The sequence below is a fragment of the Bradyrhizobium sp. Ken01 genome (assembly GCF_055807355.1).
In genome coordinates this window covers 81220-97604 of the sequence record NZ_JBVVPC010000014.1, presented here as the reverse complement: position 1 = coordinate 97604, position 16385 = coordinate 81220, and the positions used below count along the sequence as shown (strand labels likewise).

The following is a 16385-nucleotide window of genomic DNA, read 5'->3' as shown; positions in this document are numbered from 1 at the left end:
GACTGGCGAAAAGTGACAACCCACCCGAACGACCCCAGCCTCCGCTCCTTCATCGACGTCGATCCCGCCTCCGACTTCCCGATCCAGAACCTGCCTTACGGTGTGTTCTCGACCACGGCCAACCCGACGCCGCGCGTCGGCGCGGCGATCGGCGACTATGTGCTCGATCTCTGGGAACTCGAGCAGGATTCGCGGCTCGACGTCGGCCCGCTCGGCGTGTTCTCGACGCCGTCGCTCAATGCTTTCATGGCGCTGGGGCCAAAGGTCTGGGCCAAGACGCGGGCGCGGATCAGCGAGCTCCTGCGCGCCGATCATCCCGAGCTGCGCGACAATGAGGAGCTGCGCAAGCAAGCGCTGGTGCCGATGCGCGATGCGAAACTGCATCTGCCATTCGCGGTCTCCGGCTACACCGATTTCTATTCATCGAAGGAACACGCCACCAATGTCGGCGTCATGTTCCGTGGCAAGGACAATGCGCTGCAGCCGAACTGGCTGCATATGCCGATCGCCTATAACGGCCGTGCCTCGACCGTCGTGGTCTCGGGCACAAAGGTGAAGCGTCCGCGCGGGCAGCTCAAGCCGCCGAATGTGGAGGTGCCGAGCTTCGGCCCCTGCAAGCGGCTCGACTTCGAACTGGAGATGGGCGTCGTGGTCGGGCAGCCCTCGCCGATGGGCGGGATGCTTGGGGAGCAACAGGCCGAGGAGATGATCTTCGGCTTCGTGCTGCTCAACGACTGGAGCGCGCGCGATATCCAGCAATGGGAATATGTGCCGCTTGGGCCGTTCCTCGCCAAGGCGTTCGCGACCTCGATCAGCCCGTGGGTGGTGACGCGCGAGGCGCTGGAGCCGTTTCGCCTGAAGGGGCCGGAGCAGGAGCCGGTGCCGCTCGATTACCTCAAACAGGGCAAGCCGCAGAACTACGATCTCGAACTCGACGTCTCCTTGCGTGCCGCCGGAGCCAACGCGCCCGCCGCCATCAGCCGCACCAATTTTAAATACATGTATTGGTCGTCGGTGCAGCAGCTGATGCACCACGCCTCCTCCGGCTGCGCCATGAATGTCGGAGATCTCCTGGGCAGCGGCACCATTTCCGGCCCGGAGAAGAACCAGCGCGGCAGCCTGCTGGAGATCAGCTGGAACGGCACCGAGCCGGCCGAATTACCCGGCGGCATCAAGCGGTCATTCCTGGAAGACGGCGACAGCCTCGTCATGCGCGGCTGGTGTCAGGGCGAGGGCTATCGCGTCGGTTTTGGTGAGGTCGAGGGGACGATTCTGGCGGCGGAGTAGGGCGCCGCCGCTTCCACAAACTCCGTCATTGCGAGCGTAGCGAAGCAATCCAGAATCTTTCCGCCGAGGCAGTCTGGATTGCTTCGTCGCAAGGGCTCCTCGCAATGACGTGGAGAGAGTTCATCGCCTTTCAGGCGGTACGTCCTTGACCCGCGTGCAATGCGCGGCGACATCCTCCAGGCTGTACTTCAGATGCACTCGCTTGTCCGACGGCGCCTGCTTCGTCGTGCACACGCCCGGTCGCCATTCCTGCGTTGGCCTGATCGGGCGCGGCGTAAGACCGCCGCCGCAGTTCGGGCAGACATTGGAGAGTTTCGTCTCCACGCAGTCCGCACAGAAGGTGCATTCATAGGAGCAGATCCGCGCATCGGTTGCATTCGGCGGCAGGTCGCGGTCGCAATATTCGCAGTTCGGTCGAAGCTGGAGGGCCATGGTTGAATCTCCGCAGATTGACCCGGATCATCGCAGACGGCGTGCGAAGCGCGAATGGCGTAGTTCCCTCGATTTCAGCCAGCCTTCAAATCCTTCAGCGGCAGCTTCGAGCTTTCCTTCAGCCTGTCGAGCACGATCGATGAGCGCACATGCGCGACACTCTGGTGTGGCATCAGAACGTCGTTGACGAGATTGGAGAGACCCTTCAGGTCGCGCAGCACGGCTTTCAGCACATAGTCGGCGTCGCCCGTGAGCGAATAGGCCTCCTGGATCTCGTCGATTCGATTGACCAGCGCACGGAAGCGTTTCGAGTTGTCCGGCGAGTGGGTCGCGAGCGTCACCTGGATGAAGGCGACCACGCCAAAGCCCAGTGCCTCGCTGGAGAGATCGGCGTGATAGCCCGATATCACCTTCTCCTCCTCCAGCCGCATCCGCCGGCGCGAGCATTGCGAGGCCGAGAGCCCCGCGAGGTCGGCGAGTTCCTGATTGGTGAGGCGGCCATCATCCTGGAGCGCGCCGAGGATCTTGAGGTCGAAGGCGTCTACCGAAGTCATGCGCCATTCTCCCCTTCTATGCACAGATCGTGCGCAAGATAATGAAATTGCGCCTCATTTGCACGTTCATTGCGGGCCCCGTGAAGGATAATTCATCCCAGCAGCAATTTGGGAGAGCGCCATGGGTCCGTTTCCGCACGATGCACCGCCGGCCACGATCAGCGCCGACAATCCGATGGGCACCGACGGGTTCGAGTTCGTCGAATATGCGCATCCCGATCCGGAACAGCTGCACGCCCTGTTCAAGCTGATGGGCTATGCGGCCGTCGCGCGCCACAGAACGAAGAAGATCACGGTCTATCGCCAAGGCGACATCAACTATCTCGTCAACGAGGAGCCCGGCACCCAGGGTCACGATTTCGTCGCCGCGCACGGCCCCTGTGCGCCGTCGATGGCGTTTCGCGTCGTCGATGCCAACAAGGCCTATGACCGCGCGATATCGCTCGGTGCCGAACCTGCGGATGTGTCCTCCGCTCAGAAGACGCTCGACGTCCCCGCGATCAAGGGCATCGGCGGCAGCCTGCTCTACTTCGTCGATCGCTACGGCGCCAAGGGCTCGGCCTATGACGGCGAGTTCGAATGGCTCGGCGTGCGCGATCCGCGTCCCACTGGCGCCGGCCTGTTCTATCTCGATCACCTCACCCATAACGTCCACCGCGGCCGCATGGACGTCTGGACCGGCTTCTACGAGAAGCTCTTCAACTTCCGCCAGATCCGCTTCTTCGACATCGAGGGCCGCGCCTCCGGCCTGTTCTCGCGGGCGCTGACGAGCCCCGACGGCAAGATCCGGATTCCGATCAACGAGGATGCCGGCGATTCCGGCCAGATCGAGGAATATCTCAATATCTATCGCGGCGAAGGCATCCAGCACATCGCCTGCGGCTGCCGCGACATCTACCGCACCATCGAGGACTTGCGCGAAGCGGGCCTGCCCTTCATGCCGGCGCCGCCCGCGACCTATTTCGAGCGGATCGACGGGCGGTTGCCGAAGCATGGCGAGGACCTCGCGCGGCTGCAGAAAAACGGGATCCTGATCGACGGCGAAGGCGTGGTCGACGGCGGCCAGACCAAGGTGCTGCTGCAGATCTTCTCGGCCAATGCGATCGGCCCGATCTTCTTCGAGTTCATCCAGCGCAAGGGCGATGACGGCTTCGGCGAAGGTAACTTCAAGGCGCTATTCGAGTCGATCGAGGAGGATCAGATCCGGCGTGGGGTGTTGAAGGTGGATGCGGCGTAGGCGCGCTATTTAGGCACGCCGCGGCGTCAAACACAGCCGTCGTCCTGGCGAAAGCCAGGACCCATTACCCCAGGGAGCGGTTGTTGGGTTGACTGATAACTCCGAGTCTTCGTCAAACCACGTTTGGTGGCTATGGGTCCTGGCTTTCGCCAGGACGACGGCGGAGTGTGGTGCGGCAGCGGAGATCTTGCCGCTCCTAACGCTCCGCCCACGCCTTCGTCACCGCGCCGATCTCCGCCACTTCCGGCTCGCGCACCGCCGATGGCGTCCGCGAAAAGCGTGGCGCCGGTGCCGGCTGCTTCACGCCGTGGCGCTCGACGAAGACTTTGCGGGCGACCATGTGCGGATGCTCGGTCGCTTCCGACATGGTCAGCACCGGCGCAAAGCAGATGTCGGTGCCTTCCATGATTTTGCACCAGTCCTCGCGCGTCTTGCTCTTGAACACCGTCTTCAGTTTTTCCTTCAGCGCGGGCCATGCCTTGCGGTCCATCTGCGCATCGAAATCGGCGTCGGTGAGTCCAGCGTGCTCGCGCAGCAGCGCGTAGAACTGCGGCTCGATCGAGCCGATCGAGACGAAATGGCCGCAGGCACATTCGTAGACGCCGTAGAAATGCGCGCCGCCGTCGAGGAAGTTCTCGTTACGGCCTTCGGTCCAGCGGCCGAGCGTGGTCATGTCGAAGAAGAACGACATCAGCGATGCCGCGCCGTCGCACATCGCGGAGTCGACGACCTGCCCCTTGCCTGACCGCGAGGCCTCCAGCAGCGCCGCGAGCACGCCGACAACGAGATAGAGCGCGCCGCCGCCGAAATCGCCGACCAAATTGAGCGGCGGCACCGGCGCTTCCTTCGTGCCGATCGCGGCGAGCGCGCCGGTGATGGAGATGTAGTTGATGTCGTGGCCGGCGGCATTGGCGAGCGGACCTTGCTGGCCCCAGCCGGTCATGCGGCCGTAGACCAGCTTTGGATTGCGCGCGAGCACCACATCAGGCCCGAGGCCGAGCCGCTCCATCACGCCGGGACGAAAACCCTCGACCAGCGCGTCCGCATTCGCAAGCAGGTCGAGCACCTCCGCGATCGCCGCCTTGTCCTTGAGATCGAGCTCGACCACCTTGCGGCCGCGGCCCGCGACCGACTTCATGTTCTTCCTGGCGCCGACCCGATCGAGCGTGACGACATCGGCACCCATGTCGGCCAGCAGCATGCAGGCGAACGGACCGGGCCCAATGCCGGCGAATTCGACGATGCGGAAGCCTGCAAGCGGGCCGGCGGCGCGAACGGAGGAGGTGGGGGCTGATTTGTCGAGCAATTTGTTGTTTCCTCGGGTCGCGGGCGGATGCCGATTGTTCGGCAATCGCCTCGGACATTCCTCTGTGGGCGAGTTAATTGGCTGATTAACTTTTCTCGCCTTCACGCCAGCGAGGCAAGCGGTTTTCATGTCGCCTGGCTAAAATAAAGCGGCGCGCACCGAAGTGCGCGCCGCGGAAAATTTGTGTTGAGGCGCTAAGGCGTCACGATCAGCGAGCGGCAGCCACCGCGCGCTGCGCCATTACCTTGATCAGGTTGGCCCGGTACTCCGCCGTGCCGTGGATGTCGGCCAGCAGATTGCTCGCCGAAATGCTCACGCCGTCGATCGCCGAAGGTGACCAATTCGCCTTCAGCGCCGTTTCGATGGCCGGGACCCGCATCACGCCGCTTTGCGAGGCGCCGGTGGCGGCCACCCGAATCTCGCCGGACTTCGTCTGCGCGACGAACACGCCGGTCAGCGCGAAGCGAGACGCCGGGTGACGCATTTTTTCGTAGCCTGCCTTCGCCGGAACCGGGAACGACACGGCGGTGATGATTTCGCCGTCTTCCAGCGCCGTCGTGAACAGGCCCTGGAAGAAGTCGTCCGCCGCAATCGACCGCTTGTTGGTCTTCACGGTGGCGCCGAGCGCGAGCAGCGCGGCGGGATAATCCGCGGCGGGATCGTTGTTGGCGATCGAGCCGCCGATCGTGCCGCGATAGCGCACCGCGGGGTCGCCGAGCACCGAGGTCAGATAGGCGATTGCGGGAATCGCCTTCTTCACATCGGCATTCTGCATGATGTCGAAATAGGTCGTGCCGGCCTTGATGGTCAGGACGTCGCCCGAGAGTTCGACGCCCTGCAGCTCCTTGATCTTGCCGAGGTCGATGACGTCGGACGGACTGGCGAGGCGTTGCTTCATCACCGGCAGCAGCGTCTGCCCGCCGGCGAGGAATTTTGCTTCGCTGCTTTTGGAGAACAGGGAGACGGCTTCGTCAACCGAGGACGCGCGATGATAAACGGTCTGGTACATCTTCGTTCCTCCCTTAAGCCGCGTGGATCGTGCGCCACACCCTGTCGGGGGTTGCGGGCATTTCCAGATTGTTCTTGCCGATCGCGTCCGTGATCGCATTGATCACGGCCGCTGACGCCCCGATCGCGCCGGCCTCGCCGCAACCCTTGATGCCCAAGGGATTGCCCGGGCACAGCGTTGTGGTGTGGGAGAGATTGAACGAGGGAACGTCGTCGGCGCGCGGCATGGCGTAGTCCATGAACGAGGCCGTGACCGGCTGGCCGTTGGCGTCGTAGATCGCGTGCTCGAGCAACGCTTGTCCGATGCCTTGCACAAGACCGCCATGGACCTGGCCTTCGACGATCATCGGGTTGATCAGCCGGCCGAAATCGTCGGCGGCGACGAAGTTGACGAAAGAGGTCTTGCCGGTGCCGGGATCGACCTCGAGCTCGCAGATATACGTGCCGGCCGGGAAGGTGAAGTTGGTCGGGTCGTAGAAGGCGCTTTCCTTCAGGCCCGGCTCCATCCCGTCGGGCAGATTGTGCGCGGTGTAGGCCGCGAGCGCGACCATCGGGAAGGCGATCGCCTTGTCGGTCCCGGCCACCTTGAACTCGCCGTTCTCGATGACGATGTCGCCTTCCGAGGCTTCCAGCGCGTGGGCGGCGATCTTCTTGGCCTTGGATTCCATCTTCTCCATTGCCTTCAGGATCGCGGTGAGGCCGACGGCCGCCGAGCGCGAGCCGTAGGTGCCCATGCCGAACTGCACCTTGTCAGTGTCGCCATGGACGATCGAGACCTGGCTGATGGGAATGCCGAGGCGCTCCGCGACGAGCTGGCAGAACGTGGTCTCGTGACCCTGGCCGTGGCTGTGCGATCCCGTCAGGACCTCGATGGTGCCGACCGGATTGACGCGGACCTCGGCGGATTCCCAAAGGCCGACGCCGGCGCCCAGGCTGCCGACCGCCTTCGACGGTGCGATGCCGCAGGCCTCGATGTAGCAGGAGACGCCGATGCCGCGCAGTTTGCCGTCGGCTTTCGCCTTGGCCTTGCGCCCGGCAAAGCCGGCATAGTCGATCGCCTTCATCGCTGCATCCAGCGAGGCATTAAAGTCGCCGGTGTCATAGGCCATGATCACCGGCGTCTGGTGTGGGAATTGGGTGATGAAGTTGGTCCGGCGCAGCGCGGCCGGATCGACCTTCAACTGCCGCGCCGCCGTCTCCATCAGACGTTCGATCAGATAGCTCGCCTCGGGGCGGCCGGCGCCGCGATAGGCGTCGACCGGCGTGGTGTTGGTGTAGACCCCGACCACCTCGGCATGGATCGCCGGGATGTTGTACTGGCCCGACAGCAGCGTCGCGTAGAGATAGGTCGGCACCGACGACGAGAACAGCGACATGTAGGCGCCGAAATTGGCGTAGGTCTTCACCTTCAACCCGGTGATCTTGTTGTTGGCGTCGAACGCCATCTCGGCATGGGTGACGTGGTCGCGGCCATGCGCATCGGTGAGGAAGGCTTCGGTGCGGTCGCCGGTCCATTTCACGGGACGGCCGACCTTCTTCGAGGCCCACAGCGCCACCATCTCTTCGGGATAGATGAAGATCTTGGAGCCGAAGCCGCCGCCGACGTCGGGCGCGATCACGCGCAGCTTGTGCTCGGGTGCGATGTTGTAGAACGCCGACAGCACCAGGCGGGCCACGTGCGGATTCTGCGACGTCGTGTAGAGCGTGAAATGCTCTTCCGCCGCATCGTAATTGGCAATCGCGGCACGCGGCTCCATTGCGTTCGGCGCGAGGCGGTTGTTGGTGACGTCGAGCTTCACCACGTTAGCGGCCTTGGCGAAGGCGGCATCGGCGGCGCCCTCGTCGCCGATCACCCAGTCATAAACCTGGTTGCCGGGAGCTTCGGGATGCAGCTGCGGCGCGCCGGACTTGATCGCGGCGTGGACGTCGGCGACCGCGGGCAGCTCTTCGTAGTTCACGACCACGGCTTCGGCCGCATCGCGTGCGAGATTTTTGGTCTCGGCGATCACGACTGCGACCGCCTGACCGACGAAGCGCACCGTCTCCGGCGCCATTGCCGGCCATGCGCCCATTTTCATCGGGCTGCCGTCCTTGGAGGTGATGGCCCAGCCGCAGATCAGGTTGCCGACCTTGTCGTCGACGATCTCCTGTCCCGTCAGCACCGCGACCACGCCCGGCATCTTCAGCGCGGCGGAGGAATCGATTCCCTTCACCTTGGCATGCGCGTGCGGGCTGCGGATGAAATGGGCATGGGTCATGCCCTGCAATTTGATGTCGTCGACGTAGCGGCCCTTGCCGGTAATGAAACGCTTGTCTTCCTTGCGCACGACGCGCGCGCCAATGCCTTCAACACCCATGTCTGGTCCTCCCGACCGGAATTTGACTTGACCGCGCTTTCCCTCGAAAGCGGCGGCAGTGGTTCTTATTTCGACGCGCGCCGTTTACTCGGCCGCCTGCGAGACCTTCATGCGTCCGGCCGCGTCCAGTACGGCTTTGACGATGTTGTGGTACCCGGTGCAGCGGCAAATATTGCCTTCGAGCTCGTGGCGGACGGTGGCCTCGTCGAGCTGGCCACCATAGCGGTGCACGATGTCGATGGCCGACATGATCATGCCCGGCGTACAATAGCCGCACTGCAGGCCGTGATTGTCGCGGAAGGCGGCCTGCATCGGGTGCAGCTCGTCGCCCTTGGCGATGCCTTCGATCGTGGTGATGCTGGCGCCATCGGCCTGGCCCGCGAGCATGGTGCAGGATTTGACGGCCTTGCCGTCCATATGGACGACGCAGGCGCCGCACTGGCTGGTGTCGCAGCCGACATGGGTTCCGGTGAGGTTGAGGTGGTCGCGCAGCAGCTGAACCAGCAGCGTACGGTCCTCGACGTCGACGGCAACAGCCTTGCCGTTCACCGTCAGTTTGACTGTAGACACGGTTGAATCCTCCCCGGGGTCGATTTTGATTGTTTCTAATTAGAGACAGCGACCCGGAACTTTGCAACTACGATTTTGGTCGCCCGCGTCATGGAAAAGTCATGGATCCGGAATGGCCAGCATTGGTGGGGGTGGCCGAGTCGACCGGATGGGGGCACGGCCCCGGGCGCAGCTGGGATGCCAGCCTCCATATCCCTATGCAGTTCGCCTTTTCAGTTCGCCTTGGCCGATAGAGCCGGAAACTCCGCGGGCGCACCGAATTTACCGCCCCTTATCGATTCTGCCTTAGTTTTGCTCAGCTAGGTCAGGGGGCGGGACGCCACCGGATCGCGGCTGAATGAAAATGGGGGTGGGAATGTCCAGGCGTATCGCGTCGTCGTCGAAGCGCACAATAATGCCGACCCTCAGGTTCCGCGCCAAGATCATTCTGGGCTTTGCCGCCGTGCTGGTGATCTCCGCCGGCAGCATGGCTTTCTCCTATTTTGGCTTCGAGCGGGTCTCGTCCGGGGTCGGGTCCTACCGCAGCAGCGTCACCGAGGCCGATCTCGCCCGCAATATCGACCGGGAGCTGCTCGCCTATCGCTCGGCCGTCAAATATTTCGTTGTCACCGGCAAGGAGGACGACGCCAAGACGGCGCTGGACGCGGAGACCGGCCTGAAGAGCGCCATCGACCAGGCGGTCAAGAGCGCCAAGAAGCCGGCGCGCCAGGAGAGCCTGGGCAAGCTCGCCAAGGAGTTCTCCAACTTCTCAGCGACCTTCGCAAAAGTCCTCCAGGCCAAGCGTGACAGCGCGCTGCTGGTGCAGAACCAGCTCTCGCGCAACGCCAACCTCCTGAAATACAAGCTCGACGACATCGGTAACAATGCCTCCGATTCCGAGGCGCAGGCGATCGAGTTCGGGACCAAGCAGGTCAATGCTCAATTCCAGACCGCGAACGCGGCGGCGACCAATTTCGTGCTGACGTCCGACCAGGCGATCGCGACCAGCGCGCTGGCGCGGCTGAAATTCGTCGAGAACTCCCTCAACGCGGTCTATTCCATGGACGACAAGATCGTCGCCGGCCTGAAGGACGCCAAGGGATTGCTCGGTGCCTATCGGGAATCGCTGGAGAAGCTGATCGCCAATGCCAAGATGATCGACGATCTCGTCACCGAGATGAGCGGCTCGGCCGGCGCGATCCTTCAGGGTGCTACCGCCATGAAGGCGGACCTCGTTGCCGAACAGCAGCGGTTGGAGTCCGAATCGGAAGCGACCATCGGGAAGACCGAGCAGCTGGTGCTGATGCTGGCCGTCGGCGGCACGCTGCTCGGTGCGGTCCTCGCCTTCCTGCTCGGCACCGGTATTTCGCGTCCGATGATCGCGATGTGCAAGGCGATGCGCGAGCTTGCCTCGGGCAATTTCGATGTTGTGCTGCCGGGCCTGGGCCGCAAGGACGAGATCGGCGAGATGGCCGGCGCGGTCGAGGAATTCAAGGTGCAGGCCGTGGCCAAGGCCGAGCGCGACGCCGCCGCGAACGAGGCTCAGAACAAGGAAGCGAGCGCCGCTCGCCGCTCCGAGCTGATTCGTTTCGCCGACGATTTCGAAAGCGCGGTCGGCGCCATCGTCTCCAACGTCTCGGCTTCCGCCGTGCAGCTGGAATCGGCGGCCTCGACGCTGACCCGCACCGCCGAGACCACCCAGAGCCTGTCGAGCCAGGTCGCCGACGTCTCCGAGCAGGCCTCCAGCAACATGCAGTCGGTGGCGACCGCGACCGAAGAGCTCTCGGCCTCGGTCGAGGAGATCGGCCGCCAGGTGCGCGATTCCAGCCGCATCGCAGAGGCTGCCGTGGTGCAGGCAAAGGAGACCGATAATCGCATCGGCAAGCTCTCGCATGCCGCCCAGCAGATCGGCGAAGTCGTCAAGCTCATCACGGCGATCGCCGAGCAGACCAATCTTCTCGCTCTGAATGCGACCATCGAGGCGGCGCGCGCCGGCGAAGCCGGCCGCGGCTTTGCAGTGGTCGCCAGCGAAGTGAAGTCGCTGGCGAGCCAGACCGCGAAGGCCACCGACGAGATCTCCTCGCACATCACGGGCATGCAGGGCGCCACCGCCGAGTCGGTTGCGGCGATCAAGGAGATCGGCGCCACCATCGGCCAGATCTCGTCGATCTCGACCTCGATTGCGAGCGCGGTCGAGCAGCAAGGCGCGGCGACGCAGGAAATCGCGCGCAGCGTCCAGACCGTCGCGCAGGGCACTCAGACCGCCGCCACCGACATCGGCCAGGTCAACCGCGGCGCCGCCGAAACCGGCTCGGCTTCGGAAGAGGTGCTGCACTCGGCCAAGACACTGTCATCCGAAAGCACCCGCCTGCGCGCCGAGCTCGACCGCTTCATGGGGAACATCCGGGCAGCGTAGGGGCATTCCCGTCAATGTCGTCCTGGCGAAAGCCAGGACGACGAGACCCTGCGTCACGTAACCGCCGGTTGCGGCGCCACAAATTTACCGCCGCTTATCCTTTGCCATTTACCGTGCTCACGCGTCAGGAAGCGGGCTGCTTCCGGGCTGCGCCTGGTTTTCCGCGAATGGAATGGGGTGGGGAATGCCCGTCAAGTCGAAGCCGACCACATCGAAGCTGCTCACCTTGCGTTTTCGCGCAAAAATCATCCTCGGCTTCGTGGCGGTGCTCGCCATCCTCGCCGTCAGCATGGCTTTCGCGTATTTCGGCTTCGAGCGGATCCAGGCCGCCGTGGCCTCCTATCGCTCTAGCGTCGCCGAAGCGGACCTTGCGCGGACGGTCGATCGCGAGCTGATCGCTTACCAGGGGCTGGCGCGGGCCTACACGCTGACCGGCGCGGCGGATGATGAGACCGCAGCCAAAGCAGCCGAAGAGAATTTGAGGGCCGCGATCGCCAAGTCGGCGGCAGCCACCACGGGCGTAGCGCGCCGCGAGCAGGTCGGCAGGCTAGAGGCCGACTTCAAGAGCTTTACCAAGGTGTTCGGCGAGATCATCACGTTGACGCGCGAGAACGGCAAGATCGCGACCGATGAGCTCAACAGCGTCGGCAACAAGATCCGGTTCAAGTTCGACGATCTCGCCGATACCGCGGCACTGGCGGGCCTGAACTCGGTTCAGAGCACGGCCAAGGACATCACATCGCAATACCTTGCGGTCTCCACCTCGGTCAGCGCCTTCGTCGCCAAGCCGGAGCCGAAGACCGCCGACGGCGTGATTGCCCGCATCAAATTCCTGGAGACCTTGCTGGTCTCGATCTATGCTAACGACCAGAAGATCACCGACCGCGTCACTGAGATCAGCAACCTCCTCAAGCAGTACCGCACCTCCTTTTCAAAGTTGACCGAGAACGTGAAGGTCATCGTCAAGCTGAACGGCGACATGACCAAGACGGCTGCGTCCATTCTCAAGCTCTCGGGTGAGCTGCGGTCGGAGCTGACGGCGGATCAGCAGCGCATCGAGGTCAACGCCAATGCCACCATCGGCGAGACCGAGCGGCTGATGCTGATGATGGCGCTGGGCGGCCTTGCCGTCGGGGCTGCGCTCGCCCTGATGCTGGGCAACGGCATTTCGCGTCCGATGATCGCGATGTGCAAGGCGATGCGCGAGCTTGCCGCGGGCAATTTCGATGTCGTGCTGCCGGGCCTGGGGCGCAGGGACGAGATCGGCGAGATGGCCGGCGCGGTAGAGGAATTCAAGGTGCAGGCCGTGGCCAAGGCCGGGCGCGACGCCGCCGCCAACGAACTTCAGAACAGGGAGCAGGCCGCAAGCCGCCGCTCCGAACTGATTCGCTTCGCCGACGATTTCGAGAGCGCGGTCGGTGCCATCGTCTCCAACGTCTCGGCTTCCGCCGTGCAGCTGGAATCGGCGGCCTCGACGCTGACCCGCACCGCCGAGACCACGCAGAGCCTGTCGAGCCAGGTCGCCGACGTCTCCGAGCAGGCCTCCAGCAACATGCAGTCGGTCGCGACCGCGACCGAAGAGCTCTCGGCCTCGGTCGAGGAGATCGGCCGCCAGGTGCGCGATTCCAGCCGTATTGCCGAAGCTGCCGTGGTGCAGGCAAAGGAGACCGATAACCGCATCGGCAAGCTCTCGCATGCCGCCCAGCAGATCGGCGAAGTCGTCAAGCTCATCACCGCGATCGCCGAGCAGACCAATCTTCTCGCTCTGAATGCGACGATCGAGGCGGCACGCGCCGGCGAAGCCGGCCGCGGCTTTGCAGTTGTCGCCAGCGAAGTGAAGTCGCTGGCAAGCCAGACCGCGAAGGCGACCGACGAGATCTCCTCGCACATCACGGGCATGCAAGGCGCGACGGCCGAGTCGGTTGCGGCGATCAAGGAGATCGGCGCGACCATCGGCCAGATCTCGTCGATCTCGACGTCGATTGCGAGCGCCGTGGAGCAGCAAGGCGCGGCGACCCAGGAAATCGCGCGCAGCGTCCAGACCGTCGCGCAAGGCACCCAGACCGCCGCCACCGATATCGGTCAGGTCAATCGCGGCGCCGCCGAAACCGGCTCAGCCTCCGAAGAGGTGCTGCATTCGGCCAAGACGCTGTCGTCCGAAAGCACCCGCCTGCGCGCCGAGCTCGACCGCTTCATGGGGAATATCCGGGCGGCGTAAGCTCGAAGCGCGCCACGCACTCCGCCGTCGTCCTGGCGAAAGCCAGGACCCATGACCCCAAGGCGGAGTTGCCGGGCGAACTGCCAACTCCGAGTCATCGCCAAACCGCTCTCTAGGGTAATAGGTCCTGGATCGGCGCAGCGCTTGTCCAGGACGACGTGGCACTCACTCCCTCCCGAACGCCCGCTTCAGCTCCACCTTTGCCCGCTCCAGCCGCGTGCGCTGCGTCTGCGGCAGCGTCTTGCCGGCGCGGTTGATGTAGAACGTCAGCATCGACGGCGCCGAGCGATAGGCGCCGGACTTGCGGCGCGCGCTGTGCTCGGCCGAGCGCTTCAGCGAAGCCGCGATCTTCTTCGCGCTGGTCAGCTTGAACACGCCTTGTTTGAGGTCGAGCGCGTCGCTCTCCTTCGTCACGCGCTGTGACCAGCGCTTCGGTGCGGTGCGCTTGGTGCGCTTGCGCGCCGCTGTTTTGCGAGAATGTGTCGTCTTTCTGGCATGAGCCATGCGTCAACTCCTTGCGGCTCCACCGAAAACCAGCGCCGCGAGCGGTCGTTCCTGCGGGAACCTGCCCTCGCCGCAGACGTTGTCGCAGGTGGCAGGCGGAATGCCGCACCCCCTTGATCGGATCGCCCCCGTCCACGCCATGTGAACCGGGGCCATGTCCATTGGTCAGATGCAACAACACGATGGAATTGCAGCGAAGCCCAGCGCCGAACGATGGACCTGTGGTCTCCACGGCGTACGCGGCCGATCGCATCATCGAAACCAGCATTCCCGCACGGCTTGACGCGCTGCCGTGGAGCGGCTTTCACACCCGCGTCGTGCTCGCGCTCGGCATCACCTGGATTCTCGATGGCCTCGAGGTGACCTTGGCCGGCGCCCTCTCCGGCGCGCTGAAGCAAAGCCCCTCTCTGCATTTCTCCAATCTCGATCTCGGCATTGCCAATTCCGCCTATCTCGCGGGCGCGGTGCTCGGCGCGCTCGGTTTCGGCTGGCTGACCGACCGCATCGGCCGCAAGAAGCTGTTCTTCATCACGCTCGCGCTCTATCTCTCGGCAACGGCCGCGACCGCTCTGTCATGGAATGTCGCGAGCTACGCACTGTTTCGCTTCCTCACCGGCGCCGGCATCGGCGGCGAATATACCGCGATCAATTCGACCATCCAGGAACTGGTGCCGGCGCGCTATCGCGGCTGGACCGATCTCGTCATCAACGGCAGCTTCTGGATCGGCGCCGCGATGGGCGCGGTGGCGGCCATCGTGCTGCTCGATCCCGCGGTGATCGGCCCCGATCTCGGCTGGCGCCTCGCTTATCTCATCGGCGCGGCCATCGGCCTCGTCGTGCTCCTGATGCGGATGTGGATTCCAGAGAGTCCGCGCTGGCTGATGATCCACGGCCGTCCCGACCAGGCCCACGCCATCGTCGACGAGATCGAGCGCTCGGTGATTGGACACGACCAGGACACGAGCGACGGGCGCTTCGCCAAGATCCGCCTGAAAATGCGGAGCCACACGCCGATCCGCGAGGTCGTGCACACGCTGTTCTCGGTCTATCGCCAGCGGGCGATGGTCGGCCTCGTGCTGATGATCGCGCAGGCCTTCTTCTATAATGCCATCTTCTTCACCTTTGCGCTGGTGTTGACCGATTTTTACGGGATCAGCGCCGATCATGTCGGCTGGTATCTGCTCCCCTTTGCCGCCGGCAATTTCCTCGGTCCGCTGCTGCTCGGTCGCCTGTTCGATACGCTCGGCCGCCGTACCATGATCATGTTCACCTATGGGACGTCGGGCCTGTTGCTGGCGCTGTCGGGTTATCTGTTCTCGATTGGCGCCTTGAGCGCGCAGGGGCAGACCATCGCCTGGATGGTGATCTTCTTCTTTGCCTCGCCCGCCGCGAGCGCGGCCTATCTCACCGTCAGCGAGACTTTTCCCTTGGAAGTCCGTGCGCTCGCGATCGCGGTGTTCTATGCGGTCGGCACCGGCATCGGCGGCGTGATCGGCCCCGCATTGTTCGGGGCGCTGATCGACACGGGATCACGCACGAGCGTGTTCGCAGGTTATTTGCTGGGGGCCTTCCTGATGATCGCGGCCGCGATCGTGGCGTGGCGCTATGCCGTCTCGGCGGAACGCAGATCGCTCGAAGAAATCGCGCGGCCGCTTGCGTCCATGGAGTAGACTATGAAATCGGAACTGGCTGAATTGGATCTAAAGCGTACCATGGTCGACGATGAAGCGCCCGATGCGGTGCCGGTGCCCCACGCACTCGTGCCGCATCTCAATGAAACAGCGATCCTGCTCGACATCGACGGGACGCTGCTCGACCTGATGCCGACGCCGCGCGAGGTGTGGGTGCCGCCCGGCCTGTCGGAAACGCTGAACCGGTTGACGGAGCGCACCTCGGGCGCGCTGGCGATGGTCAGCGGCCGTTCGCTCAACGACATCGACCTGATCTTCGCGCCCGATGTCTTTCGCGCCGTTGCCGGCCACGGCGCGGAGATGCGGCTTTCGGTGGACAACGAAGCCGATGCCGTCAGCGCGCCGCCGCTGGACAAGGAGTTGAAGCGGCGGCTCGCGGCGGTCGCCAAGCTCAGTCCCGGCATTCTGCTCGAAGACAAGGGCTATTCGCTGGCGCTGCATTACCGCCTTGCGCCGCATGCGGAGAAGGCGATCTATGAATCCGTTTCGCTGATCCGCGCCGACCTGCCCAATGCGCCGATCGAGGTGCTGCCTGGCAAGTTCGTTTGCGAGATCAAGCATTCCGGTTTCACCAAGGCGACCGGCGTGCGCGAATTGATGAAGCACGAGCCTTTCAAGGGACGCCGTCCGATCTTCATCGGCGACGATGTTACCGACGAGACCGTGTTCGCGATCATGCCCGACATGAACGGGCTCGCCTTCTCGGTCGGCCGCCGCGCCATGGGCGTCAACGGGCACTTCGACGCGCCGAACGACGTGCGCGCGTTCCTTGCGCGGCTGCTCGACGACTCAAGGTTGGAATAGGGCGCCGACATCTCGCAGCCAC

Annotated in this window: 13 protein-coding genes; 6 read left to right on the top strand and 7 right to left on the bottom strand. The window is 64.1% G+C overall.

The window, feature by feature from the left end; genetic code table 11:
- The first annotated feature begins 12 nt into the window (after positions 1 to 12).
- A complete protein-coding gene (fahA, locus tag AC0L3S_RS16195) occupies positions 13 to 1287 on the top strand; it encodes a fumarylacetoacetase (RefSeq protein ID WP_473279808.1) in 1275 nt (424 codons plus the stop codon).
- Positions 1288 to 1407: 120 nt separating this feature from the next.
- Here fahA and AC0L3S_RS16190 read toward each other — a convergent pair whose 3' ends face one another.
- Positions 1408 to 1719: a DUF1272 domain-containing protein gene (locus AC0L3S_RS16190; RefSeq protein WP_473279806.1), complete on the bottom strand. Its 312-nt coding sequence runs from the start codon at positions 1717 to 1719 to the stop codon at positions 1408 to 1410.
- Between the two features lie 74 nt (positions 1720 to 1793).
- On the bottom strand, positions 1794 to 2273 hold the full coding sequence (locus AC0L3S_RS16185; protein WP_473264189.1) for an Lrp/AsnC family transcriptional regulator: 480 nt from the start codon (positions 2271 to 2273) through the stop codon (positions 1794 to 1796).
- A gap of 121 nt (positions 2274 to 2394) precedes the next feature.
- Between AC0L3S_RS16185 and hppD the strand changes: the two genes are divergently transcribed.
- Positions 2395 to 3510 carry a 4-hydroxyphenylpyruvate dioxygenase gene (gene hppD, locus AC0L3S_RS16180; protein WP_473279803.1) on the top strand — a complete coding sequence of 372 codons (1116 nt, stop codon included), beginning with the start codon at positions 2395 to 2397 and terminating at the stop codon, positions 3508 to 3510.
- Between the two features lie 196 nt (positions 3511 to 3706).
- Here hppD and AC0L3S_RS16175 read toward each other — a convergent pair whose 3' ends face one another.
- From AC0L3S_RS16175 to AC0L3S_RS16160, 4 genes are all read right to left on the bottom strand, one after another.
- Entirely contained in the window at positions 3707 to 4816 is a 1110-nt protein-coding gene (locus AC0L3S_RS16175) for a CaiB/BaiF CoA transferase family protein (protein WP_473279801.1), read from the bottom strand.
- A 208-nt stretch (positions 4817 to 5024) separates the two neighbouring features.
- Positions 5025 to 5825: an FAD binding domain-containing protein gene (locus AC0L3S_RS16170; protein WP_473279799.1), complete on the bottom strand. Its 801-nt coding sequence runs from the start codon at positions 5823 to 5825 to the stop codon at positions 5025 to 5027.
- Positions 5826 to 5838: 13 nt separating this feature from the next.
- Positions 5839 to 8181 (bottom strand): xanthine dehydrogenase family protein molybdopterin-binding subunit, encoded by a 2343-nt coding sequence (locus AC0L3S_RS16165; protein WP_473279797.1) that lies wholly within the window; start codon positions 8179 to 8181, stop codon positions 5839 to 5841.
- A gap of 84 nt (positions 8182 to 8265) precedes the next feature.
- Positions 8266 to 8751: a (2Fe-2S)-binding protein gene (locus AC0L3S_RS16160; RefSeq protein WP_007599059.1), complete on the bottom strand. Its 486-nt coding sequence runs from the start codon at positions 8749 to 8751 to the stop codon at positions 8266 to 8268.
- Positions 8752 to 9106: 355 nt separating this feature from the next.
- On the opposite strand from AC0L3S_RS16160, the gene AC0L3S_RS16155 reads away from it, so the two are divergent.
- Positions 9107 to 11146 carry a methyl-accepting chemotaxis protein gene (locus tag AC0L3S_RS16155; RefSeq protein ID WP_473279795.1) on the top strand — a complete coding sequence of 680 codons (2040 nt, stop codon included), beginning with the start codon at positions 9107 to 9109 and terminating at the stop codon, positions 11144 to 11146.
- 184 nt (positions 11147 to 11330) lie between these two features.
- Positions 11331 to 13364 carry a methyl-accepting chemotaxis protein gene (locus tag AC0L3S_RS16150; protein ID WP_473279793.1) on the top strand — a complete coding sequence of 678 codons (2034 nt, stop codon included), beginning with the start codon at positions 11331 to 11333 and terminating at the stop codon, positions 13362 to 13364.
- Positions 13365 to 13529: 165 nt separating this feature from the next.
- Here AC0L3S_RS16150 and AC0L3S_RS16145 read toward each other — a convergent pair whose 3' ends face one another.
- Positions 13530 to 13868, bottom strand: a complete 339-nt coding sequence (locus tag AC0L3S_RS16145) for a DUF3175 domain-containing protein (RefSeq protein WP_473279791.1) — start codon at positions 13866 to 13868, stop codon at positions 13530 to 13532.
- 182 nt (positions 13869 to 14050) lie between these two features.
- Here AC0L3S_RS16145 and AC0L3S_RS16140 point away from each other — a divergent pair, with 182 nt between their 5' ends.
- Positions 14051 to 15538: an MFS transporter gene (locus tag AC0L3S_RS16140; RefSeq protein WP_473279789.1), complete on the top strand. Its 1488-nt coding sequence runs from the start codon at positions 14051 to 14053 to the stop codon at positions 15536 to 15538.
- A gap of 3 nt (positions 15539 to 15541) precedes the next feature.
- On the top strand, positions 15542 to 16363 hold the full coding sequence (otsB, locus tag AC0L3S_RS16135; protein WP_473264201.1) for a trehalose-phosphatase: 822 nt from the start codon (positions 15542 to 15544) through the stop codon (positions 16361 to 16363).
- Positions 16364 to 16385: the final 22 nt, after the last annotated feature.